General features: G+C 62.2%; 27 protein-coding genes. 3 read left to right on the forward strand and 24 right to left on the reverse strand.

From position 1 onward, the window contains the following. Positions 1-19: 19 nt before the first annotated feature. The 5 genes from J3481_RS11050 to J3481_RS11070 form a co-directional block, all read right to left on the reverse strand. Positions 20-1,063 carry a Gfo/Idh/MocA family protein gene (locus J3481_RS11050; RefSeq protein ID WP_206832239.1) on the reverse strand — a complete coding sequence of 348 codons (1,044 nt, stop codon included), beginning with the start codon at positions 1,061-1,063 and terminating at the stop codon, positions 20-22. 15 nt (positions 1,064-1,078) lie between these two features. Further along, positions 1,079-2,047, reverse strand: coding sequence for a sugar phosphate isomerase/epimerase family protein (locus J3481_RS11055; RefSeq protein ID WP_206832238.1), 969 nt, complete (start codon positions 2,045-2,047; stop codon positions 1,079-1,081). 22 nt (positions 2,048-2,069) lie between these two features. Continuing rightward, positions 2,070-2,795, reverse strand: coding sequence for a sugar phosphate isomerase/epimerase family protein (locus J3481_RS11060; RefSeq protein WP_206832237.1), 726 nt, complete (start codon positions 2,793-2,795; stop codon positions 2,070-2,072). Next, on the reverse strand, positions 2,788-3,639 hold the full coding sequence (locus tag J3481_RS11065; RefSeq protein ID WP_206832236.1) for a sugar phosphate isomerase/epimerase family protein: 852 nt from the start codon (positions 3,637-3,639) through the stop codon (positions 2,788-2,790). Before J3481_RS11065 ends, J3481_RS11060 begins: the two co-directional genes overlap by 8 nt. Positions 3,640-3,754: 115 nt before the next feature. Beyond that, complete coding sequence (locus tag J3481_RS11070) at positions 3,755-4,303, reverse strand: CBO0543 family protein (RefSeq protein WP_206832235.1); 549 nt, start codon at positions 4,301-4,303, stop codon at positions 3,755-3,757. A 177-nt stretch (positions 4,304-4,480) separates the two neighbouring features. Between J3481_RS11070 and J3481_RS11075 the strand changes: the two genes are divergently transcribed. Continuing rightward, positions 4,481-4,774 (forward strand): hypothetical protein, encoded by a 294-nt coding sequence (locus J3481_RS11075; RefSeq protein WP_206832234.1) that lies wholly within the window; start codon positions 4,481-4,483, stop codon positions 4,772-4,774. A gap of 30 nt (positions 4,775-4,804) precedes the next feature. Here J3481_RS11075 and J3481_RS11080 read toward each other — a convergent pair whose 3' ends face one another. The 13 genes from J3481_RS11080 to infC all read right to left on the reverse strand — a co-directional run bounded on the left by J3481_RS11080 (position 4,805) and on the right by infC (position 13,594). Beyond that, positions 4,805-5,575, reverse strand: a complete 771-nt coding sequence (locus J3481_RS11080) for a TrmH family RNA methyltransferase (RefSeq protein WP_206832233.1) — start codon at positions 5,573-5,575, stop codon at positions 4,805-4,807. Positions 5,576-5,680: 105 nt separating this feature from the next. Continuing rightward, positions 5,681-6,661: a DMT family transporter gene (locus J3481_RS11085; RefSeq protein ID WP_206832232.1), complete on the reverse strand. Its 981-nt coding sequence runs from the start codon at positions 6,659-6,661 to the stop codon at positions 5,681-5,683. A 66-nt stretch (positions 6,662-6,727) separates the two neighbouring features. After that, a complete protein-coding gene (locus J3481_RS11090) occupies positions 6,728-7,252 on the reverse strand; it encodes a GNAT family N-acetyltransferase (protein WP_236011585.1) in 525 nt (174 codons plus the stop codon). 24 nt (positions 7,253-7,276) lie between these two features. Further along, the gene (locus tag J3481_RS11095; protein WP_206832230.1) at positions 7,277-8,164 is read right to left on the reverse strand and encodes a proline iminopeptidase-family hydrolase; all 888 of its coding nucleotides are present in this window, start codon (positions 8,162-8,164) and stop codon (positions 7,277-7,279) included. Positions 8,165-8,182: 18 nt separating this feature from the next. Then, positions 8,183-9,550 (reverse strand): APC family permease, encoded by a 1,368-nt coding sequence (locus J3481_RS11100; protein ID WP_206832229.1) that lies wholly within the window; start codon positions 9,548-9,550, stop codon positions 8,183-8,185. A 154-nt stretch (positions 9,551-9,704) separates the two neighbouring features. After that, positions 9,705-10,274 carry a manganese catalase family protein gene (locus tag J3481_RS11105; protein WP_012811435.1) on the reverse strand — a complete coding sequence of 190 codons (570 nt, stop codon included), beginning with the start codon at positions 10,272-10,274 and terminating at the stop codon, positions 9,705-9,707. A gap of 23 nt (positions 10,275-10,297) precedes the next feature. After that, complete coding sequence (locus J3481_RS11110; protein WP_206832228.1) at positions 10,298-10,573, reverse strand: spore coat protein CotJB; 276 nt, start codon at positions 10,571-10,573, stop codon at positions 10,298-10,300. A 15-nt stretch (positions 10,574-10,588) separates the two neighbouring features. Continuing rightward, the gene (locus tag J3481_RS11115; protein ID WP_407929331.1) at positions 10,589-10,801 is read right to left on the reverse strand and encodes a spore coat associated protein CotJA; all 213 of its coding nucleotides are present in this window, start codon (positions 10,799-10,801) and stop codon (positions 10,589-10,591) included. Between the two features lie 100 nt (positions 10,802-10,901). Further along, complete coding sequence (locus J3481_RS11120) at positions 10,902-11,495, reverse strand: divergent PAP2 family protein (protein ID WP_206832227.1); 594 nt, start codon at positions 11,493-11,495, stop codon at positions 10,902-10,904. 14 nt (positions 11,496-11,509) lie between these two features. Further along, positions 11,510-12,295, reverse strand: coding sequence for a TrmH family RNA methyltransferase (locus tag J3481_RS11125; protein WP_206832226.1), 786 nt, complete (start codon positions 12,293-12,295; stop codon positions 11,510-11,512). A gap of 60 nt (positions 12,296-12,355) precedes the next feature. After that, on the reverse strand, positions 12,356-12,721 hold the full coding sequence (gene rplT, locus J3481_RS11130; RefSeq protein ID WP_008337696.1) for a 50S ribosomal protein L20: 366 nt from the start codon (positions 12,719-12,721) through the stop codon (positions 12,356-12,358). A 75-nt stretch (positions 12,722-12,796) separates the two neighbouring features. Further along, positions 12,797-13,000, reverse strand: a complete 204-nt coding sequence (rpmI, locus tag J3481_RS11135) for a 50S ribosomal protein L35 (protein ID WP_206832225.1) — start codon at positions 12,998-13,000, stop codon at positions 12,797-12,799. Positions 13,001-13,072: 72 nt separating this feature from the next. Beyond that, entirely contained in the window at positions 13,073-13,594 is a 522-nt protein-coding gene (infC, locus tag J3481_RS11140) for a translation initiation factor IF-3 (protein WP_206832251.1), read from the reverse strand. A 313-nt stretch (positions 13,595-13,907) separates the two neighbouring features. On the opposite strand from infC, the gene J3481_RS11145 reads away from it, so the two are divergent. Together J3481_RS11145 and J3481_RS11150 are read left to right on the forward strand one after the other, a co-directional pair. Then, positions 13,908-15,137, forward strand: a complete 1,230-nt coding sequence (locus J3481_RS11145) for a YeeE/YedE family protein (RefSeq protein ID WP_206832224.1) — start codon at positions 13,908-13,910, stop codon at positions 15,135-15,137. Between the two features lie 97 nt (positions 15,138-15,234). Then, positions 15,235-16,065: a class I SAM-dependent methyltransferase gene (locus J3481_RS11150; RefSeq protein ID WP_206832223.1), complete on the forward strand. Its 831-nt coding sequence runs from the start codon at positions 15,235-15,237 to the stop codon at positions 16,063-16,065. A gap of 58 nt (positions 16,066-16,123) precedes the next feature. On the opposite strand, the gene J3481_RS11155 is transcribed toward J3481_RS11150, so the two are convergent. From J3481_RS11155 to xylB, 6 genes are all read right to left on the reverse strand, one after another. Further along, positions 16,124-16,765 (reverse strand): cation transporter, encoded by a 642-nt coding sequence (locus J3481_RS11155; protein ID WP_206832222.1) that lies wholly within the window; start codon positions 16,763-16,765, stop codon positions 16,124-16,126. A gap of 198 nt (positions 16,766-16,963) precedes the next feature. Continuing rightward, entirely contained in the window at positions 16,964-18,910 is a 1,947-nt protein-coding gene (thrS, locus tag J3481_RS11160; RefSeq protein ID WP_206832221.1) for a threonine--tRNA ligase, read from the reverse strand. A gap of 409 nt (positions 18,911-19,319) precedes the next feature. Further along, positions 19,320-20,210: a putative sporulation protein YtxC gene (gene ytxC / locus J3481_RS11165; protein ID WP_236011588.1), complete on the reverse strand. Its 891-nt coding sequence runs from the start codon at positions 20,208-20,210 to the stop codon at positions 19,320-19,322. 92 nt (positions 20,211-20,302) lie between these two features. Further along, positions 20,303-22,120: a M3 family metallopeptidase gene (locus J3481_RS11170; RefSeq protein WP_206832219.1), complete on the reverse strand. Its 1,818-nt coding sequence runs from the start codon at positions 22,118-22,120 to the stop codon at positions 20,303-20,305. Continuing rightward, positions 22,098-23,126, reverse strand: coding sequence for an aldose 1-epimerase (locus J3481_RS11175; protein ID WP_206832218.1), 1,029 nt, complete (start codon positions 23,124-23,126; stop codon positions 22,098-22,100). Before J3481_RS11175 ends, J3481_RS11170 begins: the two co-directional genes overlap by 23 nt. A 171-nt stretch (positions 23,127-23,297) precedes the next feature. Next, positions 23,298-24,845: a xylulokinase gene (gene xylB / locus J3481_RS11180; RefSeq protein ID WP_236011589.1), complete on the reverse strand. Its 1,548-nt coding sequence runs from the start codon at positions 24,843-24,845 to the stop codon at positions 23,298-23,300. Between the last annotated feature and the right edge of the window lie 4 nt (positions 24,846-24,849).

Raw genomic sequence — 24,849 nt, forward strand, 5'->3', positions numbered from 1 at the left:
GATGCCTCCCCGTTTCGACCTACAGCCTCACGGGCTCGCCCCGCTCGGCGGACTCGTACAGGCCGTTCAAGATGCGCTGCAACTTGACACCCTGCTCCGCCGTCGACAGGGGGGGCTGGCCCGTCAGACAGGCGTCGACAAAGCGGCGGATCTCCCGCTCATAGGGGGAGATCTCCGGCAGGTACGCCGGCGTCACGTCGATGAGCGCGCCGTGCTTCTCCTGGTACAGTTCGAGCGGGAACACGTTGGCGCCGCCGAGATCGCCCATCAGCTTCACGTTCATCACGTCGCGGTCCTTCACATTCGCCGCGAAGGCCGACTCAATCACGAGCGTCGCGCCGTTCGCAAACTGGATCATGCCGCGCGCCATGTCTTCCACGGTGAAATGCTCCCAATCCCAATCGCCGAGGAGCCCCACACCCTTGCGCGTGCCGATCTTCTGGTACGTGGCGCCCCACACCATCGTCGGTTCGGGGTACCCCATCAGGTACAGCGCCGTATCGAGCATGTGGCAACCGATATCGATGAGCGGGCCGCCGCCTTGCAACTCCTTATTCGTAAACACACCCCAGCCCGGAATGCCGCGGCGCCGAACGGCGATGGCCGTTCCCGCGTAAATCTCGCCCAGCTCGCCCGCGTCGATAAACCGCTTCAAGCAGTCGACCTCGCTCGTGTGCCGGTAATGAAACCCGTACGACAGGTGTTTCCCGCTCTTCGCTGCGGCATCCGCCATCTCCTGAGCCTCTTCCACCGTCATGGCCGGAGGTTTCTCACAGAGCACGTGACACCCTGCCTGGAGCGCCTTGATCGTGGCGTCCCTGTGGAACTTGTTCGGCGTGCAGACGCTCACGGCGTCGAGCTGCACGTTCTCCAACATCTCGTCGACGGTCTTGAAGAAATGCGGGATGCCCCACTTGCGCGCCGCCTCTTCAGCGCGATCGACCGCCACGTCGCAGATGGCCACAATCTCCACCTGTTCGCCGCACTTTTTATAGTTTGGAATGTGCACCTGCTGGGCGATCCCGCCCGCGCCCACGATACCCACGCGAATCTGATCTGCCACTTCCATGTCCTCCCCTTATGCCCACCACATCTGCTGCAGTTTTTCACGAATCACGAGCGGCCGCAGGAACGCGACTGCCTTTTGAAACCCTTCCTCGATCGACATGAGGCTGTCCTCATGCTCGATGGAAATCACGCCGTCGTAGCCGTTCATCTGCAGGGCGCTCAACAGATCGGCCCAGGTCTGTTGATCGTGCCCGTAGCCGACGGTGCGGAAGATCCACGCCCGGCTAAGCTCTTCTCGGTACGGCTTCGTGTCGAGCACGCCGTCGCGCGCCACATTGTGTTTGTTGAATCCGGTGTCTTTCGCGTGCACGTGAAAGATACATCCGTGCGCCGCAAGCGCGTGCACCGCCTCGACGGGATCGATTCCCTGCCAGAACATGTGGCTCGGATCGAAGTTGATGCCCAGCTGCTCACCGCATGCCTCGCGCAAACGGATCATCGTCTCTCCGTTGTACACCACAAACCCAGGATGCGCCTCGATGGCAATCCGCACGCCATGTTGAGCCGCGAATTGGTTCATCTCCGCCCAATACGGGATGACCTTTTCTTTCCACTGCCATTCGAGCACGCGCGAATACTCCTCGGGCCAAGGGCAGGTGACCCAAACCGGGTTTTCCGAGCGTTCCGATTCTCCCGGACACCCGGAGAACGTGACCACCGTCCGGACGCCGAGTTCCGCCGCCAGCCGAATGGTCTCGCGGAGTTCCTGATCGGCCTTGTGGCGGATCTCCGCGTTCGGATGGAGCGGGTTGTTGTGGCAGGAGAGTGCCGAGATCTCGAGTCCGCGCGACGTGATGGCATTCAGAAACGCGGACCGCTTCTCGGCGGAGGCGAGGAGCGTCTCCCGGTCGCAGTGCGCGTTGCCGGGGTAACCGCCGGTGCCGATCTCGACGGCGTCCACGCCGGCCGCCGCGACGTGATCGAGCATCTCTTCGAATGGCATTTGGCTGAAAAGGACCGTAAAAATGCCCAACTTCATGGAAAGGCCTCCTTTCCGCGCATCAGAGATGCGACTGCAAGAATTGGAGCGAGGTGGCGATGGCCTCGAACGGATCGCCCGGGCAGACGTCCTGTTCGACGATCACGTAGCGCACTCCTGCATCGGCGGCCGCCGGCAAGATTTCGCTCCAGCGCAGCACGCCGGTTCCCACGGCCGCGAAGTCCCCGCCGGGGGTGGCGTCCTTGGCGTGCAGAAGATCGAGACGGCCGCGGTAGCGGCGGATGATTTCGACGGGATCGAACCCGGCATGATGCGCCCAATACACGTCGAGCTCAAGCCCGGCGTCAGCAACGCGCTGAAGCAGCCAGTCGAGCGCCGTCTGATCCTCATACGCCGTGAACTCAAAATCGTGGTTGTGGTAAGAGAAGCCGAGCCCTTCGCTCCGCACCCGTTCCGATGCGCGGGAGAGCACGTCGGCGAGCGCCGGATAGTCGCCGCGCCGCTCCACAGGCAGCCAAGGGCACACCACGTATTCGAGGCCAAGTGCCTTCGCTTCGTCCACAACCTTTTCGATTTCCGACTCCAGCCGATCAAGCGGCACGTGAGCGGAAATGGCCCTGAGCCCCAGTTCGTCCAACCGACGCCGTAGCTCCGGCGCCGTGTACGGCCCGTAGTGATGGAGCTCGATCAGGCGGAAACCGATTTCGGCCACCCGGCGGAGCGTCCCGTCGAAATCGTCCTCAAGCGGCTTGCGCAGCGTGTACATTTGCAGCGCGATCTCAGCCATCCAAAACGTCCCCCTTCGCCAGCGCGAAAAATTGTTCCAAGCGCTCCCGAACCTGGCGGGCGCGCGCCTCTCCCGTGCCCGCGAGCGGCGCCTCGTGAAGCACCTCGGCGGCCACGGGCCCGCGATATCCGGCGCGATACAAGCCGCGCAAAAACGGCACAAGCGGAATCCGGCCGTCGCCTGGTAGCAGGCGTCTTGCGTCGTGCGCGTCTTCCGGCGCATCCAGCGTATCGTTGATATGCACGTACACGATTTTTTCCGGTGGAAGCGAGGCGAGATCATCCTCCTGCTCACCGGCGGTGTACCAATGATAGCTGTCGACGAGCGCGCCCACATTCGGGGCCCCGATGGCTTCCCAAAACGTTTTCAGGTCCGCGAGCGACTGCACGAACGGATACCTGCGATGGCGCAGGTGATGCGGCCCGACGTATTCCAGTCCCACGCGCATCCCGAACGGCATCACCTCTACGGCCACCTGGCGAATGCGGCGCGCCAGCTGGGAAATGTAGCGCACCGGCTCTTCGTCCATCGAGGGCCACAAAAACGCCGTCACGCTGCGCGCTCCAAGCCTTGCGCACAGACGTGCGCGATCCGGCAACAGGGAGAGTTCCCGGAGAAATGCCGGTTCGGAATCATAGAGATTGAGCGGAAGGCCGAGATTGGCCAAGACAAGGCCGCGCCGCGCAAACAGCGCTTCGACGGCGGCTTCGCCGAGCCGTTCCGCCTCGGCTTCGAGCCAGTGAAAAGGGACGTCGACGTAACGGTAACCGGTTTCACGTGCGAGATCAAGATAGGATACGAGGGTGGTCTCGTCCACGAGGGTCGGATGCAGGCAGGCTTCCATGCGCGTTCGGGTTCACCTCTTTGTCTTGGGTCGAAGTCCGATTCCATTGAACCACAACCCGCCCGCGAGGGCCATCCTCAATGTGGTCACGTGATTTCGGATTTGGCTGCAACCCTCACCGTCGATGGCGCCGCTCCAATAGGGCCAGACGATCCAAGATGAACTTCGCGGCTGAAGCCAGCGCCAAGTAGATGGGAATGGAGTAAAGCAGATGCCAGCGGTACGAAACGTAAATGTCGAACCAGCGGAACACGATCTCCATCAGCGCGTACAAAACGCTGAAGACGAGCGACACCGCCGCGAAGGCGGGCCAGCGGCTGCACGCCTGATAGATGAGCGCGAAAGTGACCGGAATAATGGTCAGGTCTGTGCAGAGGAGAGTGGGGTAGACAAACCACAGAAGGCGGACCTTGTAGCCCCAGAGCATCAGATCCGAACCCATGATGTCGAGCACGGAGCTTGCGAGACCCACGAGGAGCGCGTACAGAAGCACCTCCATCACCCGGGCGCGATCGACAAATCGCACGAACACCATCCAAGGCACAATCGCCAGGCTCACAAAGAGCCACCATTGCCAGGTGCCGAGATCGTGTTCCAACCAGTACGCGCGCGTCAGATCCGTGAGCTCGCGCCGGACGCTTTCCACCCAATCGAAACTTGTCACGAAATGCCCTCTTCCCCTCCGCGAAAATGAAAGCCCGGCTCTGGACACCCGGTGCATCTGGCATGGCGTGTCTCGCATCCTGAGATCAAGTTGTGCAGTTCGACAGGAATTATGTTCGCGCGCCGCGAAGATCGGAGGAGACGCCAGGTGTCGGCTGGCGCCAGAAGGGAGATCTGAATGGGCTTTTTTGATATGTTGCGCCGCGCGGCGGAAGGCCTGAGCCAAGACGGCGAGTATCGCCACGACCACCTCTGCGTTCGATGCCAAGTTCCCATGCAATACCACGGTGCGCACGCGATTCGCACCGGCGGACTGAGCCGCGGAGCCGGCCTGTTGACGGACCTGTTCCTCGGCGAGCGCGACGAGGCGCTCCTCAGCACGGCGTTGGAGCGCAACGTCGCCGTGCACGTGTTCGTGTGCCCGGAATGCGGATCCATCGACTTCATCAACGACCCGCGCCACGGGTTCTGAATCGCCGTCGCCCGGGCCTCACGGCCCGGGTCACTCGTCTTCCTCAGGCACATGCTTGTCCTCATCGAGGAGGGCATCGCACCACGGGAAGCCGCCCGCGAGCAACCGGCGCCGGGCCTCTTCATGGGTTCCGCCGTGGAGGGAGCGCAGGCACCACGTCACAAACAATTGGTGGCGCTCGCTCCCGTCGAGCGTATACCGATCTCCGGCCACCGCGCGGGCTCGCCGCGTCAGCTCGTAGAGCGCGATGGCGGCCGCGACGGACACGTTGAAGCTCTGCACAAATCCGGCCATGGGGATGAAAAACCGCCCGTCCGCCCGCTCGCGAGCCTCGGGCGAAACGCCGTCCTTCTCGTTGCCGAAGAGGATCGCAGTCGGCCGGGCGAGATCGACCTCCTCAATCGGTACCGCGCCCTCGCCGAGATCCGTCGCGTACACCTGATAGCCTTTTGCGTGCAGCGCGTCTATCGCGTCGCCGACGCTCGCCATGCGGTGGATGGTGAGCCATTTATGCGCGCCCTGCGTGACACCCTTCGACGGGTGGAACGGCTGCTGTCCCTCGATCACGGCCACATGCTGGACGCCGAACGCCTCGGCGCTGCGCAGAATGGCAGCCTGATTGTGCCCGTCATCGACCGCCTCCATCGCCACGGCGATATACGACGTTCGCCGCATCAACACCTCCCGCAGCCGCAAAAGCCGCTCGGACCGCAGCCAGTCCGCGAGCCAAAGTTCACGTTCCGAAAGCAAGCCCTCGGCCAGGAGCATCTGTTTGATGTCGGAATGCAAGTCTCGATGCACCTCCCGCTCCTCTTCCTCGGTCGCGGGCTCGGACCCGTCTCCCGATCATAGCCGATTGTCCCGTAAAATGCAGCGTTCGGGAGACGAGCGCGCGTGCAGGTGCTGTCACTCGCCTCCTTCCGACGAAACGGGCCGTGCCGCCATGGCCAGCCCGTGAACCACCAAACCCACCACGACGGTCACCACGCCTATGGCGCCGAGCCATCCGACGCGATCGCCCGGGATCACAACGAGTTCGAGCGCCAGCGCGAACACCACTTCGCCAGCTTGCGTCGCCTCCACAGCGGCCAACTCTCTCGGGGACTCGCGCGCCATGTCCGTCGCCCGAAAGAAGAGCGCCGTGGCGATCACGCCCGAACACACGGCGACAAGCAGCGCACCGACAATCTGCCGCGGCGTGGGCCAGCCGGCCGTTGCGGCGCTCACCGAAGACCAGGCGATCCAAAACGGCAGACTCCCGAGGGTCATGCCGAGCATCCGTTCCAGCGCGTCGAATTCCCCGGCGCAGGCGCGCATGGCCATCCGGTTGCCGGCAGGGTATGCGACGGCCGCGACCAGAATACTAACCGCACAAAGCGCCGCGCGCCCCCACGACATCTGGGAGGCATCGGCCATCTCCATGAGCATGGCACCAGCCACGATTCCGAGCGAAGTCACCAGCTCTCGGACTGGGATGGGGGCGTGGCGCCCGTCGGGCCCGCGCGCGCTCAGCCACGGCGTGAGCAACACCCCGCACACGATGGTGATTTGCCAGACGCCCGCCACGAGCCACGCGGGCCCGTACGCGTTCGCGAGGCAGAGCGGAGCGTAAAACAAGCCGAACCCGACCGTTCCAAACGCCACCCAGCGCCAGAAATTGCGCCGAAAGGACTGAAGGAGCGCGCCTATCCGCCCCTTCCAGGCGACGTAGGCGAACAGAATCGGCAGCGTGAGAAAATACCGCAACGACGCATTCCAGGCCCACGATCCGCCCGCGCGGCTCATGGCCTCGTTCGCGACAAACGTCACAGCGAAAAACAAGGAGGCCAGGAGCCCCAGGAACAATGGGCGCCATCGCGCGGTTCTGAAGGTGGCCAGCCAAGTCATCCGCAGTCCCCCTATCTACCGTCCGGCCTTTGCGCGCAGCCGCCCGGCGCTCCCAGACAGCGCGCCTCATTTCGCGCGCACGCGAAGATCCTCGACGTCCGGCCAGCGATAGACCACTTCCGGCGGCGCGACACCGTCGATTTCGAACGTCTTTTCCCCGACGACGATCCCGCCCAATCGTTCATAAAATCTCCGCCACGGATTGTCCCGAAAGGCGACCACGGCGACCGATTGATGCCCCTGCTGCTTCAACCAATCGGCGAGTTGACCCACGAGACGCCGCCCAATGCCCCGCCGATGCCACGAAGGGGACACGTACAGCGTGTAGATCTCCGCGTCCGCGTCGAAGTCCTCCAAACGAGTGGGGCCACCACTCGCAAATCCGACGACGTCCTCACCCGCAAGCGCCACCCAAAACGCCTGTCTAGGATCCGCCAATCGCCTCCCGAACCGCTCGGCGCTCACCGTTGGGTCCATCCGATCGAGAAACGATTGCGGCACCACGCCCCGATACGCGTGGCGCCATGCGTCCACGTGCACCCGTCCCACGGCCTCGAGATCCGCCGGAAGGGCGCCTCGAATGGTGATCATGTCCATCTCCCCCAAGAGGACGCTTCAGAACTGCCCCGCTTCCACATCGCGTACGAAGCTCACGATGGCGCTGAAATACGCGTCGCTGTCATCCCACATCGACATGTGGCTGCCGTTGGGACAGATGGTTGCACGCGCACGGGGAATCCGACGCGCCATCTCCTGGATGTCCGCAGGATCCATCGTGTCGTAACGAGCGCCGATGACGAGGGTGGGTACACTGACCTGGCCGAGATGGGGCCAGCGGTCCCAGTCCTTGAAGTTGCCGGTCACCACAAATTCATTCGGCCCCTGCATGGTGTTGTACACCTGCTGATTGATGTGTGCGAACGTCCGAACCACGGCGTCCGGCCAAGGATCCAGGCGGCACAGGTGTCTTTTGTACAGATGTTCGATGAGGAGCTCTTGATAACCCGCAGACTCGTAGTCTCCGCGTTCCTCATGCGCCCGCAGCTGTTCTTGAATCTCCTTCGGAAGCTGTTGGCGCAACAACTGGATATACCGCATATACGAAGGAATGCTGGCCGTCATGTTTGAAATGATAAGTCCCTTCAACACGGTCGGATGGGCAAGCGCGTATTCGAGTGCCAGCATCCCGCCCCAGGACTGCCCCAACAGGTAAAAGTCCTCTAAACCAAGCGCTCGACGCACTTCGTCCACTTCTTCGCGGAAGCGGTCGATGGTCCAGAGGGAGGGATCGTCAGGCTGATCTGAAAAATACGAGCCTAGCTGGTCGTAGAAGTATAGCTCGATCCCGGCCTTCGTGAGATACGGCTCGAAGATCTCGAAGTACTCGTGGCTCGCACCGGGCCCACCGTGTAACAGAAGCATGCGAATGGGGCTCGTCCCCACTCTGCGCGTCCACACGTGGTGTCCCGTGGACAGCGTGATGATTCGCGTCTGCGCCTCCATGTTTTCTCCTCCGCTTCGTCACATGTCCTTCAGAACGGGCGGAACCTCGCGATACCCTTTCGATTTCACGGCTCCGATGAGAATCCCGAGCGCCATCCAGCTCAACCCGAAGATGAACGTGGTCCGGTCAAAGCCGAGCCACACGTAACCGATGACCACAAAACCGCAGAGCGGAAACAACAGATACTTGAACACGTGGCGAAAGCCCCGCTGCCGGATGTAGAAGTACACGAACACGGTTGCGTTCAACATCAGGAACGCGGTCAGTGCGCCAAAGTTGACCAACGTCGTGATGGTCTCTTGAGGAACGAGACCCGCCACCAAAAGCGAAATCACCGCGACCAACAGCGTCGCGTTGACCGGTGTTTGGAATCTCGGACTCACATGTGAGAAAAACTTGGAAAACGGCAGCAGATTGTCGCGGCCCATCGAATACAGAATCCGGGAGATAGCCGACTGCGCGGCCAGAGCATTCGCGATACCTGACGCCACCGCGTTCACCAAGAGGAGAACGACGTAGAGGAACGTTCCTCCCGCTTCTTTCGCGATTTGGAAGAATGCCATGTTCGGATTCAGATCCGCGTAATTCGGATGGACGAGCGCCGCGACGTACGTCTGTAAAACGAAGAGGAGGCCGATGATGACAAGCGACGCGATGGTCGCATTCCCGACGGTCTTCTCCGGTCGTTCCGTCTCTTCGGCCAAGGTGCTGATGGCATCGAAGCCGAGGAAGCTTAACACCGCGATGGACGCGGCATTTTCAATGAACTTCAGATTGAAGTGACTCGGTTGATAAAACGGGGTGAACGACAGATGCCCCGCGCCGTGGCCCAACGCAAACACAAACCGCACGGAAGCGATAAGGAAGATGAGGAGACAGATAAGTTCAATCGCCAGAAGAATGAAGTTGGTCCTCGCCTGCAGCGTGATGCCCAGGACGTTGACGACGGTGTTGAAAAGCACGAAGAAAAGAAGCCACACGAAGGTGGGAACGCTCGGCACAAGGCCGTGCAGCCAACCCGCCGAGAACGCGTACAGCAGGGAGGGTGCGAGCAGATAGTCCGCCAGGATCATCCATCCGGCGACGAAGCCGACGTGTGGATTCAGGCCGCGTTGCACGTAGGAGTATACGGATCCCGCGATGGGAAACTTGGCACTCATCTGCTTGTAACTGAGCGCCGTGAAGACCATGGCCACAATGCCGATGATGTAAACGAGGGGAACCATGCCGAAGCTCTGTTGCGCCACGTAGCCGTAAATGGCCATGGGCGCAATGGGGACCATGAAAATCATGCCGTAGACAATGAGATCCCGCAAGCGAAGGGATCGCTTCAATTCCTGGCGATAGCCGAGCGTTGACGGCTCCCGATGCCCTGATGTTTCCATGTGTCACGCTCCTCTCCTGGATGTCAACGAGGCTATTATGCTGAAACTCCTCGAAAAACGTCAATGAAACAATAAATTGCCCTCAGCCGTGGGCCGAGGGCCAAAGGAGAAGGGGACAATCGCCTGAGCGTCGTGGCATCGGGTCAAGCTGCGCCTAAAACACCTTCTTACTGCCTTGATACTCCTTTAGAATTTCGACCGCCTCGCGAAAACGAAGCGAATGGATCACCTCCCGCTCGCGGAGGAATCGAAGACTGTCTTTGATGTCCGGATCGTCCGTGTTGTCGATAATCCATTGGTAGGTGGCTCGGGCCTTTTCCTCTGCGGCAATGTCCTCGTACAGATCGGCGATTGGATCGCCTTTCGACGCGATGTAGGCCGCCGTCCACGGGTTTCCCGCGGCATCATGGTAAAAGAGCGAGTAGCCGTGATTCACGTAGTGATCGCCAAGACCGGCTTCACGCAGCTGCTCGGGCGTCGCATCCTTCGTCAGCTTGTAGACCATGGTCGCGATCATCTCGAGGTGCGCAAATTCCTCCGTTCCGATATCGGTCAAAAGGCCAATGACTTTGTCTGGAATCGAGTACCGCTGATTCAGATACCTCAGCGCAGCGGACAACTCTCCGTCGGCTCCACCGTATTGCTCAATGAGCATCTTGGCCAGCCTGGGATCGCACTTGCTCACGCGCACAGGGTACTGGAGCTTCTTCTCATAGATCCAGATGGCCGCTCACCCCCCACCTCGAGCTAAACCTGCCACGGCCAAGGCGTCTCGGACCAAGCCCAAGACTCCCCCGCGGCGGGACTCAAGCCGTACTGATGCAGAGGACCGAACGCGGACTCGAACTGGGTCATGAGGTTGTGCTTTCGTTTCTGAAACTGCTTGAATTGAGCGAGCGCCTGCTCGTCATCCGGGTGCGTGTCCAGATACAGCGTCAAGTCGACCAACACGAAATCAACGGCCTGAAGTTCCCGAAGATACTGATAGTAAAGCTTGGGCAGAGGCCCCGCGGTCTCACTCACGCGATCTCGTCCTCCTCACGCCGGCGGATAGGGGCTATCGTATTCCGGCCAAAGCGTGCCCTTTCGAAGCGCCTCCTGCGGCGCGTATTGTTTCCGCGCGCTCTTCTGGACAGGATGCGTCACTTCGGGCGGAACGTCATACCACTTCACCCGCGCGGAGCATGGATCGAACGGGCTTCGATAATTCACGTAAGGACGCCATTCGGGCAAATTGCCATCCACTGTCACGCCATCCCTCCTTGAGCAGCGTTCGAAAGTATCTATATGCGCCCGAGGGGAATTTCAGACGTTGGGACAGCCGGGGAATTTCGGAGGACATGCAGACGCGTCAATGATTCAGCACAAGCGCCACGAGGATGCCGACGATCACGCCTCCTGCGATCTCGCTCGGCTTGTGCCCCACCTGTTCGTTCAACACAGGCCAATCCACGAGCCACCAAGGCCCTTTCGCAACGCGCAGCGGCTCGACGGCGTGCGAGCCGCCCCTGCGGATCGAAGGAGACGTCGAACGCGACGACGCGCCCTCGGCCGCTTCCTTTGCTTGCGCCGCCTTTTCGGACGATGCAGCCTGTTCGATGGGTTCCATCAAAAGATGCTGCCCGCGCAAGTCGTGCAACAGGCGATTGAGGACCGCCGCCTGCCTTCCCGTCTGCCAACGCACGCCAGCCGCGTCGTACATCACGACAGCGGCCAGAAACAACCCAATGGCGACAACGGGATCGGAGCCGCCCAGGTGCAGCCACAGCTGCACAACCAACGCAACCACCGCCGCCGTATGGGAACTCGGCATGCCGCCCGAATTCTTCACATGGCGCCAATCCCACGACCGCATTTGAATCATCACGAACACCGGCTTCAGACCTTGGGCGACGATCATCGCCAGAAGCGGTGCCGCCCACAAACTCGACCAGATATGAAGCAACGCGCCAGTCCTCCTCAGATCGCGAGGTTGGAAGCCTGTCGATACGCCTCATACAGAAGGATGGTTCCTGCCATGGCGGCGTTCAAACTCTCCGCGCTCCCCGCCATGGGAATGGCCACGCACCGCTGTGCGAGCTTGCGAACGCCCTCGCTCACGCCGCGGGCCTCGTTCCCAATCACCATCGCCACATCGCCCCCGAGCGGCGCTTGATCGCACCGATCCACCGCGTCAGCCGAGGTGGCCACCGCGATGCCCTCGGGATGGCGCTCGCGCCAAGTCCTGAGGTAGTCCTCCGCATGGCTCACGACGACACAGACGCGGAACAGGCCGCCCATCGAGGCGCGAACCACCTTGGGCGCGTACGGATCCGCCGTTCCCGTGCCGAATACGATTTCGCGAAAGCCGAACGCCTCGGCACTCCGTATCAAAGTCCCGACATTTCCCGGGTCCTGGACGGCGTCGAGCACGAGGACGCGATCGCCATATTGCGGCTCGCAATTCGGGATGGCCGCCACAGCCATCAAACCCTGTGGCGTCTGTGTGTCAGCCACCGCAGCGAACGCCTGCGGCGACAGCTCGAAGCGGCGCCCCTGTGCCTTGGGATGCTGCCACAGTTCGCCAGATGGCTCGTCCGACGCAGCATTCCACAGAAGAGCTTCGACATGGAGCGAGCTATTCAACAGTTCGGCCACCAGGCGCTCGCCCTCCACGAGGAAACAGCCCGTCCGCTCGCGCCCTCGGCGCGTCTTGAGGCGGGCCCACTCCCGGACTCGATCGTTGTGCGCAGATTCGATGTACACGATGAGGCCCTCCCAGGGCGAGATCGACAAAAAAGCCCGGTCATGAGACCGGGGTCTTTGTCACGCGTTAGCGTTCAGGCGCTCGCGAGCGACCGTGACCAACTGCGAAAATGCCTCTTTGTCCGTCACGGCGAGATCCGCCAACATCTTGCGGTTGACCTCAACACCAGCCAACTTCAGCCCGTGCATGAATCGGCTGTACGACAGGCCGTGAGGCCGGACCGCCGCGTTGATGCGCTGGATCCACAGCCGGCGAAAGTCGCGCTTGCGCTGCTTGCGATCCCGGTACGCGTACATCAGCGACTTCATGACCTGCTGCTTCGCCGTGCGGTACAGCGTGTGCTTGGAACCAAAGTAGCCCCTTGCGAGCTTCAGAATCTTTTTATGACGACGGCGTGTCACCACGCCACCCTTGACGCGAGCCATCTCCAACAGCCTCCTCGAATCATGTTCCCATCATCGGACCGGAACGCGCATCGGCGCGACGCGCAATCCGGTTCCTCACTTGTACGCCACGAGTTGCTTGATCCGCTTCATGTCGCTCCGCGACACGAGCGTCATCCCGCGCAGACGGCGCTTGCGAGCGGGCGGCTTGTGCTCCGCCTTGTGGTAGCCAAACGCCTTCGTGCGCTTGAGAAGCCCCGTCCCGGTGCGCTTCACGCGCTTCTTCAGACCACTGTGTGTCTTCATTTTCGTCTTGGCCATCTCGTGTGTCCTCCTGTCTCCGAAATCGCCGTTCCTGCAGTCGACCGAGTCAACTGCACCAGGTCACGAGGTTCACGCACTCGGCTGCTTCGGCGCCAAGATCATCACCATGTGACGACCTTCGAGCTTCGGCGCCCTTTCGACGATGGCGTGCTCCTCCGCAGATTTCGCCAGCCGTTCAAGCAATTCCTGACCGATGTTCTGGTGCGTGATCTCCCGCCCGCGAAAGCGCACGGACACTTTCACCTTGGAACCTTCGCTCAGGAACTTCAGGACATTCTTCAGCTTGACGTTGAGATCGTGCTCATCGATATTGGGCGTCATCCGAACTTCCTTGAGCAGAACGACCTTCTGGTTCTTGCGCGATTCGCGTTCGCGTTTGCTCTGCTCGTACTTGAACTTGCCGTAATCCATGATCCGGCACACTGGCGGTTTCGCGTTGGGCGCAACGTTGACCAAATCGAGATTGCGCTCCTCGGCCAATCGCAACGCTTCGCGCAAGGGCATGATACCCAGCTGCTGGTTATCCGCGTCCACGACACGCACTTCTCTCGCGCGAATGCCCTCGTTGACCTGATACCCTTCTTTGCTTATGGGGTGTCACCTCCACCAATCTGCCCCACCACACCAATACACAAAAAAGCGCAGGTCTCGCCTGCGCTTGATTCGCCCTCTTCCAGCTACGTTCCACCTACGGCAATCGCGCTGGACTTGGAACCCGTCAGCTTGCGCCGACCAGGTGAGAAGCGGCAGGCTTCTGCTTGGTGTGCAACGGAACGTTTTCATGGTAGCGACATGGCGGGCAAATGTCAAGACATGAACGCTCGCTCGGTGCCAAAAACATTGTATTCCGATGTACTTTAGGTTAAAATGACTTCTCGATATCGAAATCCCCGGAGGTGATTCCATGGCCAGTTCCGAGGTTCGCACCCTCGATCTCGAAACGCGCACCCGCGAGCGCCAACCCGAAGAGGCGCAACGAGCGTGGACGGCGGCCGCACTCATTGTCTTTGTCCTCGGCTTCCTCTATTTGTGGAATGCCGTCTCGCCGACACACGCCATCTTGTTTCTCGTGACGGGCGTGCTGGGCGTCGCGCTCTACCACGCGCACTTCGGCTTCACGACCTCGTTCCGCCACCTGATCGTGAGCGGACGAACGGTGGGATTGCGCGCGCAGATGATCATGTTTGCGCTCGCGAATGTCCTGTTTCTTCCCCTTTTGATTCGAGGCCATGCGTTCGATCACGCCATCAAGGCGAGCGTCTACCCGGTGGGCTTATCCGTCCTCGTGGGCTCGTTCCTCTTTGGAATTGGCATGCAGCTTGGCGACGGATGCGCCTCGGGCACGCTGTACCACACCGGAGGAGGCGACGCCCGCGGCATTCTGACGCTTGTCGGATTCATCCTCGGATCGTTCTTCGGCTCCGTGCACTACGCTTGGTGGATGAGCACGCCGAACTTTGGCAAGATCTCGCTCATCCAGTCACTCGGGCCGATCGGCGGTCTGACCGCCAACTTCGCCATCATGGCTATCATTTTCGCCATCTCACTCTGGCTCGAAAGGCGCCGCAATGGCGACGTCGAGCCGCTCTTCAGCCATCAACCTTGGCATGTGAGTCGTGTGATCAAGGGGCCGTGGTCCTGGGTTGCGGGCGGTATCGTGCTCGCCGTGGGCAACTTCATCGTGCTGGCGCTTTCCGGCAAGCCGTGGGGCATCACCTCGGCGTTCGCGCTCTGGGCAGCGAAACTCAGCGCTCTGTTGGGTTATCCGGTGGATTCGCTGCCGTATTGGCAGACACCGCAAAACGCCGCCGCGCTTCATCACAGCGTGCTCCAGAACCTCGAGACCACGGACGACATCGCCATCATGCTCGGCGCACTCCTCGCCGCAAGCCTCGCGGGCGCGCTGCCCAAGCGGTACCTGCGCCCGATGCCGTGGCAGATGATCGTCGGCGTGCTCGTCGGCGGCATCCTGATGGGTTACGGCGCGCGCATTGCATTCGGCTGCAACATCGGCGCCTACTTCTCCGGCGTCGCTTCGTTCAGCCTGCACGGCTGGGAATGGTTTGTGGGAGCCCTCCTCGGCAGTTTCATCGGCGTGCGGCTGCGACCGACGTGCCGACTGCAGAATCGTTGACACGCGCCCATCCCAAATTCGGCGCCCCTAGGGCCTTGAGTTCCGCGGGGCGCCTTTGTTGTAGAATGAGAGCAACGCGGTTGCGAGGGGGATGCCTGTGGACGACGTGGTGCGCAACAATATCGAGCGGTTTTCGGGTTTCGCCAAACTCTATGACACCTACCGACCCGAAGCGCCGAAAACGGTTCGCGAGCTGCTCATCGCCTATCTCGGGAAAAAGCCTGACACGGTGGTCGATCTCGGCAGCGGCACAGGTCTTTCGACCTTCCCTTGGCGGCACGAAGCCCGGAGCGTGATCGGCGTCGAGCCGAACGACGACATGCGAGCGCAGGCCGAGCGCCGCGCGATGGACCTTGGCGCCGACAACGTCACCTTCCTCCAGGGCGTATCCACTGCCATCCCCTGTTCCGACGCCTCAGCCGATCTCGTCACTTGCTCCCAGTCGTTTCACTGGATGGACCCCCAGCCGACGCTGCGTGAAGTGGCACGTGTGCTTCGACCGGGCGGCGTATTCGCCGCGTACGACTGCGACTGGCCGCCCTCCTGCTGCCTGGAAGCGGACGCTGCCTATGAGACGCTCCTGCAGAGCGCGGAAGCGTCCATTCGACGACACGTGCCCGAGCGAGAACAGGCGCGCAAGTGGCCGAAGGAGCAACACCTCGACCAAATCCGCGCCTCAGGGCTCTTTTCATTCGCCAAAGAAGTGGTCTTCCACGTGGAAACGCGCCTTCGGGCCGACGCGTTCATCGGCATTGCGCTCAGCCAGGGCCAGGTGCAAAGCGCACTGCGGCGCCGCCTTCCGGATATCGAGCAGGAGATTTTGGCGTTTGAAACGCGCGTGCGCGCCGCCTTCGGCGACGGCGACAGGCCCGTCTGGTTCTCCTATCGCCTTCGCCTCGGCGTGAAGCCTCGCGACGCCGCGACATGAAGGCGGCGTCGCAGGCAAATGAGGCGACACGTATCTCCCACCATGGACGAAAGAGAGTTCAGTCGCAACAGCCGCAAGTGCCTTCCACGCCGCGCGCTTCTTGAATCGCCTCAATCCCCTCTTTCACCACAAAATACACCAGGGCCAATCCGCCCAGGGCATTCAACCACCACAAGCCCAACCAAGCATTCAAGCCAAGACCAACGAGGAGTATCCAGGCCATGTACGCACAAACCATGCTGCACGATCCGTCGGCCTGAAGTGCCTTGCTCCCAATCCGTCTCCCAACGGATTTCTTGGCGCGAGACAAGTATGGCATGAGGACGCTTGACGCAGCGGCAAGAGCAAGACCGACTGCGCTCGTCTCAGCGGCTGAACGAGTGTACAAATCATATCCAGCCATCGCGACGATATAGACAGCGAGGGCAATCAGGGCCACCCCGACCCACCAAGATGCCTGTTTCTCTGCTCGTTTCACCCTTGCAAGGCTTGAACCCTGTGCCTCGACATAGAGCCGCCACAACAACACAGCACTTGAAACCAACTCAATGACACTGTCCGCGCCAAACGCTGTCAACGCGAGGGAATGTGCAAGGATGCCAGACTGGATGGCGACGCCAGCTTCCACCACCATCCAAAGGATACTGACCCACTCGATGCGGATCCCCTTTTGAACCTCCACAACTTGCACGGCCTCCATGTTCCCCCCTTTGCCACCCGTGCACGGTTCCGAACTTGAAGTGCATCGCCGCCATTCTAAAACATGCGCAGTCGGCCTCTGCCGTCTCCATCATCACGACGTAAAACGCGGCGCATGCTTGTGGACAGACCTCACAAGCCGCGCCGCTTCTGCCGATCCCGCCGCTCCACAACCAATGTCAGGATCAGCCTGATCCTCTCACGCCTCCACGAGCTTCGCCTTCCGCTCGATCTCGTCCTGGATCTGCCGCACGAACTGATCGAGCGGCATCGCGCCGAGATCGCCCGCCTGATATTTGCGGACGGAGACGGAGCCCTCCTCGCGCTCGCGCGCGCCCACGACGAGGGTGTACGGGATCTTGTGCGTCTGCGCCTGGCGGATCTTGTAGCCGATCTTGTTGTCGCTCACGTCCGCCTCGGCGCGAATGCCCAGCTCACGCAGCTTGGCCGCGACCTCCTCGGCGTAGCCCGCGAATTCATCGGCGACGGAGGCCACCACCACCTGCGTGGGCGCGAGCCACGTCGGAAATGCGCCCTTGTACTGCTCGATGAGGAATGCCACAAACCGCTCCATCGTGCCCACGACACCGCGATGAATGACGACGGGTCGATGCCGTTCGCCGTCTTCGCCCACGTACTCCAGGTTGAACCGATTGGGCAGATGGAAGTCGAGCTGAATCGTGGACAGGGTCTCGTCCTTGCCGAGCGCCGTGCGCACCTGCACATCGAGCTTCGGGCCGTAGAACGCCGCTTCGCCCTCCGCTTCGACGAACTCGAGGCCGAGATCGAGCATGACCTTGCGCAGCGTGCTCTGCGCGAGCTCCCACATCTCGTCGTTCTGCACGTACTTCTCCGTGTTCTTCGGATCGCGATAGCTCAAGCGATGATAGTAGTCGTCGATCCCGAAGTCCTTGTAGACGCGCTGGATCAGGCGGACGACGCCGGTGAATTCCTGTTCGATCTGATCCGGGCGACAGAAGATGTGCGCGTCGTTCAGCGTCATGGCGCGCACGCGCTGCAAACCAGCGAGCGCCCCGGACATCTCGTACCGGTGCATGGTGCCGAGTTCCGCGATGCGGATGGGCAGCTCGCGGTAGCTGTGCAGGCGATGCTTGTACACCATCATGTGGTGCGGACAGTTCATGGGCCGCAGGACGAGCTCTTCGTTGTCGATTTTCATGGGCGGATACATGTCGTCCTTGTAGTGCTCCCAGTGGCCCGAGATCTTGTACAGCTCGACGTTGGCCAGATGCGGCGTATACACGTGCTGGTAGCCCAAAGACTCTTCGAGATCGACGATGTACCGCTCGATGATGCGGCGGATCTTTGCACCGTTGGGCAGCCAAAGCGGCAACCCCTGGCCCACCTCGGGCGACAGCGTGAAGATGTCGAGCTCTTTGCCGAGCCGCCGGTGATCCCGCTCCCGCGCCTCCTGCTGCAGGCGGTTGTACTCGTCGAGATCGGATTTCTTGGCAAAGGCAACGCCGTACACGCGCGTGAGCATCTCCCGCTTCGAATCGCCGCGCCAGTAGGCTCCGGCGAAGCTCTGCAACTGAAACACCTTGACGCGGCCCGTCGACGGGAGGTGCGGTCCGCGGCAGAGATCCACGAACTCACCCTGCCGATAGAGGGTGAGCGTCACGTCCTCCGGCAGATCTTCGATGATCTCGACCTTGAATCGGTCGCCGCGCTCGCGGAAAAACCGGAGGGCCTCATCGCGCGAGATGACCTCGCGTTGAATCGGCAGATCCTCCGCGACGATGCGGCGCATCTCCTCCTCGATGCGCGGCAGATCCTCGGGATGAAAATCGTGATCGGCAAAGTCATAGTAGAACCCGTTTTCGATCACGGGCCCGATGGCGCACTTCGTACCCGGAAACAGCCGCTGCACGGCCTGGGCCATGACGTGCGCGCACGTGTGGCGCATCACGTAGAGCCCTTCGGGGTCCTGCAAGGTGAGAAACTCGACCTGAGCGCCGTCCTCGATTTCGCGGCTGAGATCGACGAGCGCGCCGTTGACCCGAGCGACCACGGCCTCCTTGCCGAGCCGCGGACCCATGGACTGGGCCAGCTCCGCATAGGTCGATCCGGCGGGCATCTGGCGCTCGGAGCCGTCCTTCAACCGCACGGTGATTTCGTGAGACATGGGACATCCCCCTCTGCATCTTGATCCACGGGCATACAAAAAACGCCACCGCCCCAATGGGACGACGGCGCTCGCCTCGTGGTTCCACCCATCTTCCCCGCGCTCCCGAACGAAAAGCGCGGGCTCGACGCCTTAACGCGGCGGACACGGTTCGCGTTGTGACCCGCGAACAGCTTGGGAAGTGGTGTCTCTTGCGCCGTCGCGGAGGTGCTTGCAGCCTCGGCAACCTCTCTCTGGGCGCGACGTCATCGCAAAAGCGCGTCTTCCCGCATCGCCTGTACATCCATGCCATTCTGCGCGCCGCTTCCGGCGCGCCTTCCCCTATGAAACTACACAACGCCTCGGGATGATGTCAAGCGGAAGACGCTTAGGATGCCTCGCCCCATTCGCCTTCCGCCTGTGGCTCTCATCAGCCTGGTGAGTCGGGCGCCAAGCGGCGTCGAATGGGGCGAACCCGCCCCTCGCTCGTCCCTCGCCTACCCGAACCTGAAGATGTCCGCGCGGACCAGCACGTGGAACAGCCTTCGCAACGAATGGCGCGATCGCCAAACACGCGGCTCACGGTTTCCGCAAAGCTCGGCCAAGGCGCTCCCGGATAGGCGTCATGCACGACGATGCGCCATGGAGACCGAGTGATGAGAATGGTCATCGCGAGATCTTCGGTGGTGACATCCTCGTCCTGCAGAGCGACGCGTTCAATCTGCTCGTCTGACACGAACGCGCCCTCGGCGTCGGTGATCCAGACGCCCTCCGGCGTGACGTACACGTGCAGTTCCGCTTCGTGGAGCGGCTGCTCATCCAACATGTAGCGAAGCATGGCGAGCGACTCCTCGTATTCGTCCTCGAGCGCCGACGCCATGAGACGATTCCGAACGCGCTCTGCGATTTCCACCGCGGCCTTGTGCAGCCGAAAGCAAGCAAAGGGATCGACAGCGACGACCAAAGAGCGCCTGAACTGGCTCACGAGCGCCCGGGCAAGCGACGACTGCCATTCGTCGAGCGTGTGCCCCGCCACGGGGCGGCCGTGCAGACGCGACTCGCAGATCTCCACAAGCGCTTGAAATTGCACTTCTTCCGCGGACCAAAGCGGTTCCATGCGACACACCCGCTGCACCACACGCGCCTGAAGCCACTCGCGGGTCATCATCCCTGCGACAAGTTGCGCCACACGCCCAAACAGCGCGCTCCCACACTCGCAGACGACGCGCGGCGGATCGCCCGACACCACGTAGCTCGCCGCGCCACATTCGGTCAGACGCCCGGCAAGCCCCACGCCGTCCAGATCGGATGTCAATTCCAAGATGAGCAACGCTCCCGCCCCCGGATCGCATATTCCATTTACCTCCATTGTTCCTTCGGGGCGGGAGCCGTATACTCCTGGGCGTCCGCGCGTCAGGCGAACGCCCGCTCCAACTCGTCGACGATCTCGCCCACTTTGCGAATCGCCTCGCGATAGGGAGCCGGATCGCCCATGTCGAGCCCCACGTGGGCGAAAAGCTCAAGCGGCGTCTTTCCGCCTCCGACGTGCAGCACCTCGATCCAGCGGGCGAGCACGTCCGCATCACCGGCGAGAATGCGATCGGCGATCAGCGTGGACGCGGCCAACCCCACCGCATACGTGTACGGGTACAGGCCCATGTAATAGTGCGGCTGGCGCATCCAGTACAGATCCGCCCCTTCGTCGAGATCGACCGCGTCCTGCCAGAAGTCGGTCAACACTTCTCTCGATACCCGGCGAAACACGTCCGTCGAAAGGGGCTCGCCGCGATCCGCGATGGCATACAGCCGGCGCAGGATTTCGGCTTCCGTTTGGTGTGTGACGAAGTCGTGGTGGAAGGTGAACATCTGCATCATGCGAACCTTCGCGCGAGCCGCGTCGTCCTCCGCACGCTGGATGAGCGCGTTTGCCACCATGTGCTCCATGAGCGTCGACGGCGTCTCGATGAACAAGTTTGAGAACGACAGGTTCGAAGGCCGCTCGTTCTGGCACGCGAGATAAAGGTGCACGGCGTGGCCGAGCTCGTGCGCCATGACGAAAACGTCGTACACCCCGCCCTCGAACGGCGAAAACACGTATGGGTGAACGCTCGACTCGCCGCAAAACGCGCCGTTCCAGTTGCCCTGGTTGCGCGCCCAGTAGATCCATCGTTCTTCGAACGCGCGGCGCAGGATGTCGCCGTACGTGTCTCCAAGCGGGCGAGCCGCCTCCAGGATGAGTTCCCGCGCCTCATCAAACGTGAGGGCTCCGTCCGTGAGCGGGACAAAAGGCGCCTTGGTATCGCAAAGCCGGACCTTTTCAAGTCCCATCACCCGCCTGCGCAAACGAGCGAGCCGCCTCATGTGCGGAGCGAGCTCGTTCAGCATCACGTCCTGCACCATGAAGTAGTGCTCCGGAGGAACCTGGTTGGCGGCCATCGTTCCGCCGAGCCGCGTGCTCTGCAACATGTCGAAGACACTTTCGAACCCACGCACCCGCGCCGTCACCACGTCGCTTTGGATCTTGGCGCCAAGCGATCGCGCGAGGATGTGCTGATACGGCCTCAGTCCGTTCACCACGCTGTCGTAAGCGCGATGACGAAGCGCAGTGTCGTGGGAGGTCTCAATGTGCATGAGAAGCGCGGACGGCGTGACGCCCACCTCCCGCCCGCCGCTGTCCCGAACCGGCTCAAAGCGCATGTCCGCCCCCGTTGCCGCCTCGTAAATCCCAGAAGGAAGAGCGAAGGCTGACGAATGCGCGGCAAGCACCTTTTCCGCCTCATCGGCAAGCCGGTGTCGGCGTTCCCGGTCGATCTCGCCGAAGTACGGCGCATAGGGCCGCAGGGCCTCCTCCTCGCGCCAGGCGGCGAGATCGCCCTCGGGCACGCGGCAGAGCGCCGCCACCAGCGCCTCCGCAGCCTCCCCCGCGCGATCCAGCGCGAGCTGCGCCATGGACATCAGCCGCTGAGCGCCCTCATCCGTGGCGTCCTCCGCAAACTTGCTCATGGCATACCGCTCGACGTCGGTGCCAAGGCGCAACATGTCGTCGTGCAGCGCCAACGCGCGGGCCACCTCGGCCGGTCCGCCGAACGACTTCGAGGCCATCTCGGCGATCTCGTCCGCCAGCTTGCGCACGCGCTGGAGCGCTTCCTCCCACGCATCGACAGTCACAAATAGGGGCGACAAATCCCAGGTCTCGTGTTCAGGAACCTCACTGCGCGCTCTCAGCGCCATGCTCCCCCGCTCCTTTCAACGACTGCGCAGATTGCACGTACATGCGGCTTTGCGCCGTGAACGTCTCCGCGGGCGCAAGGACGATGAGCCCCGTCACATCCTGCGGCAGGTCCATGTTCGGCGCATTGACCATGTTGGTCTGCGGCTCAGGGCAGAAGAACGTGCCGCAGCGGTTGTTGTTCCAGACCATCCAGTGCCGGTACTTCAAATCGACGTCGTACACGAACGAAAGCCCGAGGCGCGCATCGGTCAGCACCATCCGATTGTGCCCGTCCTGCGGGCGAGCCGTGTAATGGTTGTCCATCGGTTCATAGAATGGATCGGCGCCGCCCACCGGCATCTTCCGTTCGTTCTCGTTCAGCGGCTGGAACCGGCCCGTGGGCAATTTGCGATGGTCGAGCTCCCAGCGCTCGCCGATGGTGAGCTGAACGGTGCACGCCTCGGCGGTGGATTCCGGCGAAAACGGCACATTGACCGCGGTGTGGAACCCGAGCATGACGGGCATGGGCTCGTCCCCTCGGTTGTCGATCCGGACGCGCTGCACCAACCCTGCGTCAGACAGTTCATAGCGAATGGCGAAACGAAACGTGTGCGGCCAGTGGCGATAGACCGGATGCCCTTCTCCGACGTCGTGGGCCATTTCGACGTACGCGCCGCCCTCATCTTCGCCCATGTCGACGATGGGCCACTCGATGCGCATGAAGAAGCCGTGGAGATGATTGTGCGTGGCCTCCTCATTCACCGGAAGGCGATACGCCTTGCCCGCGATGGTAAACTCGCCGTCCCGGTACCGATTCGGCGGATACAGGACGGGAATCCCGTACCGGCCGGGCGTCTTGCGAAATTCGTCCATCTCCGACTCCGGTTCGCGCAAGAACCGGAAGCCTCGCGCCGTGTCTCGCAGCGCCACGAGGTTGCCCCATCCGGGCAGCAGATAGGCCTCGTAGCGCCCGTGCGAAAGCCGGATCGCGCGCTCACCGCCATACGTCGTCTCCACTGCGGGCATGCTCGCCACCCCTTCTCATGATGTTCCCTCGGTAGCTATACGCTTTCAAGTCGAGATATCCTGCTCCCTCAAAACCACTTTGCACGCCTCATTCTGCCCACAAACGCCGGCGCCCACGGAAACCCGGACGACCGGGCTCCATGGGCGCACCGCCTAACGTTACGATATGCCTCATTGCGCATGTTCTCGCGATGGCGCAGCCCTGAACAGCGGCTTGAGCGCCGGATACAAGGCGCGATACGTCTGATACGCCTGGCGGTACACATCCACGTCTTCCGCCACCGGCTGCGCCGTATCCTCCGCGCGAACCCAGGCGTCGACCGCCGTCACCACGTCGTCGAACATCCCGGCGGCCACGCTCGCGAGAATGGCCGCGCCAAACGCCGGCCCTTCGTTCGCCTCGATTGCCACCACAGGCCTTCCGAAGACGCCCGCCTGGATCTCCCGCCACACGCCGCTCTTCGCGCCCCCGCCGGACACGCGGATCTCCTCCACGGGCAGGTTCAGATCCTCCATGAGCGCCAGACCGTCGCGCAGGCTGAAAGCCACGCCTTCCATGATGGCCCGCACAAAGTGCGCCCGCGTGTGCCTCGGCGTGATGCCGAAAAACACGCCCTTCGCCAGCGGATCCAGGTGCGGCGTGCGCTCGCCCATGAGATACGGGAGAAAGACCAGCCCCTCGCACCCCGCCGGGACGCGCCGCGCTTCGTCGCTGAGGACATCGTAGACGTCTCGCCCTGTCTGCGCCGCCACCGCCCGCTCCGCGTCCGCAAACTGATTGCGGAACCATTGGAGCGATCCGCCGGCGGACTGCGTCACCGCCATCACGTGCCACTTGCCCGGCACCGCGTGGCAGAACGTGTGCAACCGGCCCTGTTCGTCCCGGACGATCTCGTCCGCATGCGCAAACACGACGCCCGACGTGCCAATGGTGCTCGACACCAAGCCCGTGCGAACAATGCCGTTGCCCACCGCCCCCGCGGCTTGATCGCCGCCGCCGGCCGCCACAGGCGTGCCAGGGCAAAGGGCTGTGCGCTCAGCCGCCCATTCGGTGACTCGCCCGGAAATCTCCGGCGACTCGTACACCTCCGGCAACCACGTGCTCGGAACATCGAGGGCGGTCAGCATCTCGTCGGACCACCTGCGACGCTTGACATCGAACCACAGCGTGCCCGACGCGTCCGACACATCCGATGCATACTCCCCCGTCAACCGGTACCGGATGAAGTCCTTGGGAAGCAACACGCGGCGAATGCGCGCATAGTTTTCCGGTTCGTGCCTGCGCACCCAAAGCAGTTTGACCGCCGTAAAATTGGTGAGGGCAGGGTTGGCCACCCATTCGATCATGCGCTCCAGCCCCACGGTGTCACGGAGATACGCGCACTCTTCCTCCGTGCGCTGATCCGACCACAGGATGGCCGGCCGAATGACCGCTCCCGCCTCGTCCAAGAGGACCAGGCTGTGCATCTGCCCCGTGAGGCCGACCGCCACAATCTCTTCCCCGCGCCTGTCGCTGCGCGCAAGCGCCAGCCGAATGGCCGAACACGTCGCCTGCCACCAATCCTCTGGATCCTGTTCGGCAAAAAGCGGTTTTGGCTGCGACACGTCATATCCGACCGTCGCCTGGCCAATGGTCCTTCCCTCGCGGTCGATCACGACCACCTTCACGCCGGATGTCCCGACGTCAATCCCCATGAGCGCCTTCCGATCAGCCGGCATCGCC

Source organism: Alicyclobacillus fructus (assembly GCF_017329605.1).
Classification (GTDB): Bacteria; Bacillota; Bacilli; order Alicyclobacillales; family Alicyclobacillaceae; genus Alicyclobacillus; species Alicyclobacillus fructus.

Excerpts from the sequence above, each read along its gene's own strand:
- J3481_RS11055 (WP_206832238.1), bottom strand. The coding sequence starts at position 2,047 with ATGAAGTTGGGCATTTTTACGGTCCTTTTCAGCCAAATGCCATTCGAA.
- J3481_RS11060 (WP_206832237.1), bottom strand. The coding sequence starts at position 2,795 with ATGGCTGAGATCGCGCTGCAAATGTACACGCTGCGCAAGCCGCTTGAG.
- J3481_RS11065 (WP_206832236.1), bottom strand. The coding sequence starts at position 3,639 with ATGGAAGCCTGCCTGCATCCGACCCTCGTGGACGAGACCACCCTCGTA.
- J3481_RS11075 (WP_206832234.1), top strand. The coding sequence starts at position 4,481 with ATGGGCTTTTTTGATATGTTGCGCCGCGCGGCGGAAGGCCTGAGCCAA.
- J3481_RS11085 (WP_206832232.1), bottom strand. The coding sequence starts at position 6,661 with ATGACTTGGCTGGCCACCTTCAGAACCGCGCGATGGCGCCCATTGTTC.
- J3481_RS11090 (WP_236011585.1), bottom strand. The coding sequence starts at position 7,252 with ATGATCACCATTCGAGGCGCCCTTCCGGCGGATCTCGAGGCCGTGGGA.
- J3481_RS11095 (WP_206832230.1), bottom strand. The coding sequence starts at position 8,164 with ATGGAGGCGCAGACGCGAATCATCACGCTGTCCACGGGACACCACGTG.
- J3481_RS11100 (WP_206832229.1), bottom strand. The coding sequence starts at position 9,550 with ATGGAAACATCAGGGCATCGGGAGCCGTCAACGCTCGGCTATCGCCAG.
- rplT (WP_008337696.1), bottom strand. The coding sequence starts at position 12,721 with ATGGCTCGCGTCAAGGGTGGCGTGGTGACACGCCGTCGTCATAAAAAG.
- rpmI (WP_206832225.1), bottom strand. The coding sequence starts at position 13,000 with ATGGCCAAGACGAAAATGAAGACACACAGTGGTCTGAAGAAGCGCGTG.
- J3481_RS11145 (WP_206832224.1), top strand. The coding sequence starts at position 13,908 with ATGGCCAGTTCCGAGGTTCGCACCCTCGATCTCGAAACGCGCACCCGC.
- J3481_RS11155 (WP_206832222.1), bottom strand. The coding sequence starts at position 16,765 with ATGGAGGCCGTGCAAGTTGTGGAGGTTCAAAAGGGGATCCGCATCGAG.
- thrS (WP_206832221.1), bottom strand. The coding sequence starts at position 18,910 with ATGTCTCACGAAATCACCGTGCGGTTGAAGGACGGCTCCGAGCGCCAG.
- J3481_RS11170 (WP_206832219.1), bottom strand. The coding sequence starts at position 22,120 with ATGGCGCTGAGAGCGCGCAGTGAGGTTCCTGAACACGAGACCTGGGAT.
- J3481_RS11175 (WP_206832218.1), bottom strand. The coding sequence starts at position 23,126 with ATGCCCGCAGTGGAGACGACGTATGGCGGTGAGCGCGCGATCCGGCTT.
- xylB (WP_236011589.1), bottom strand. The coding sequence starts at position 24,845 with ATGCCGGCTGATCGGAAGGCGCTCATGGGGATTGACGTCGGGACATCC.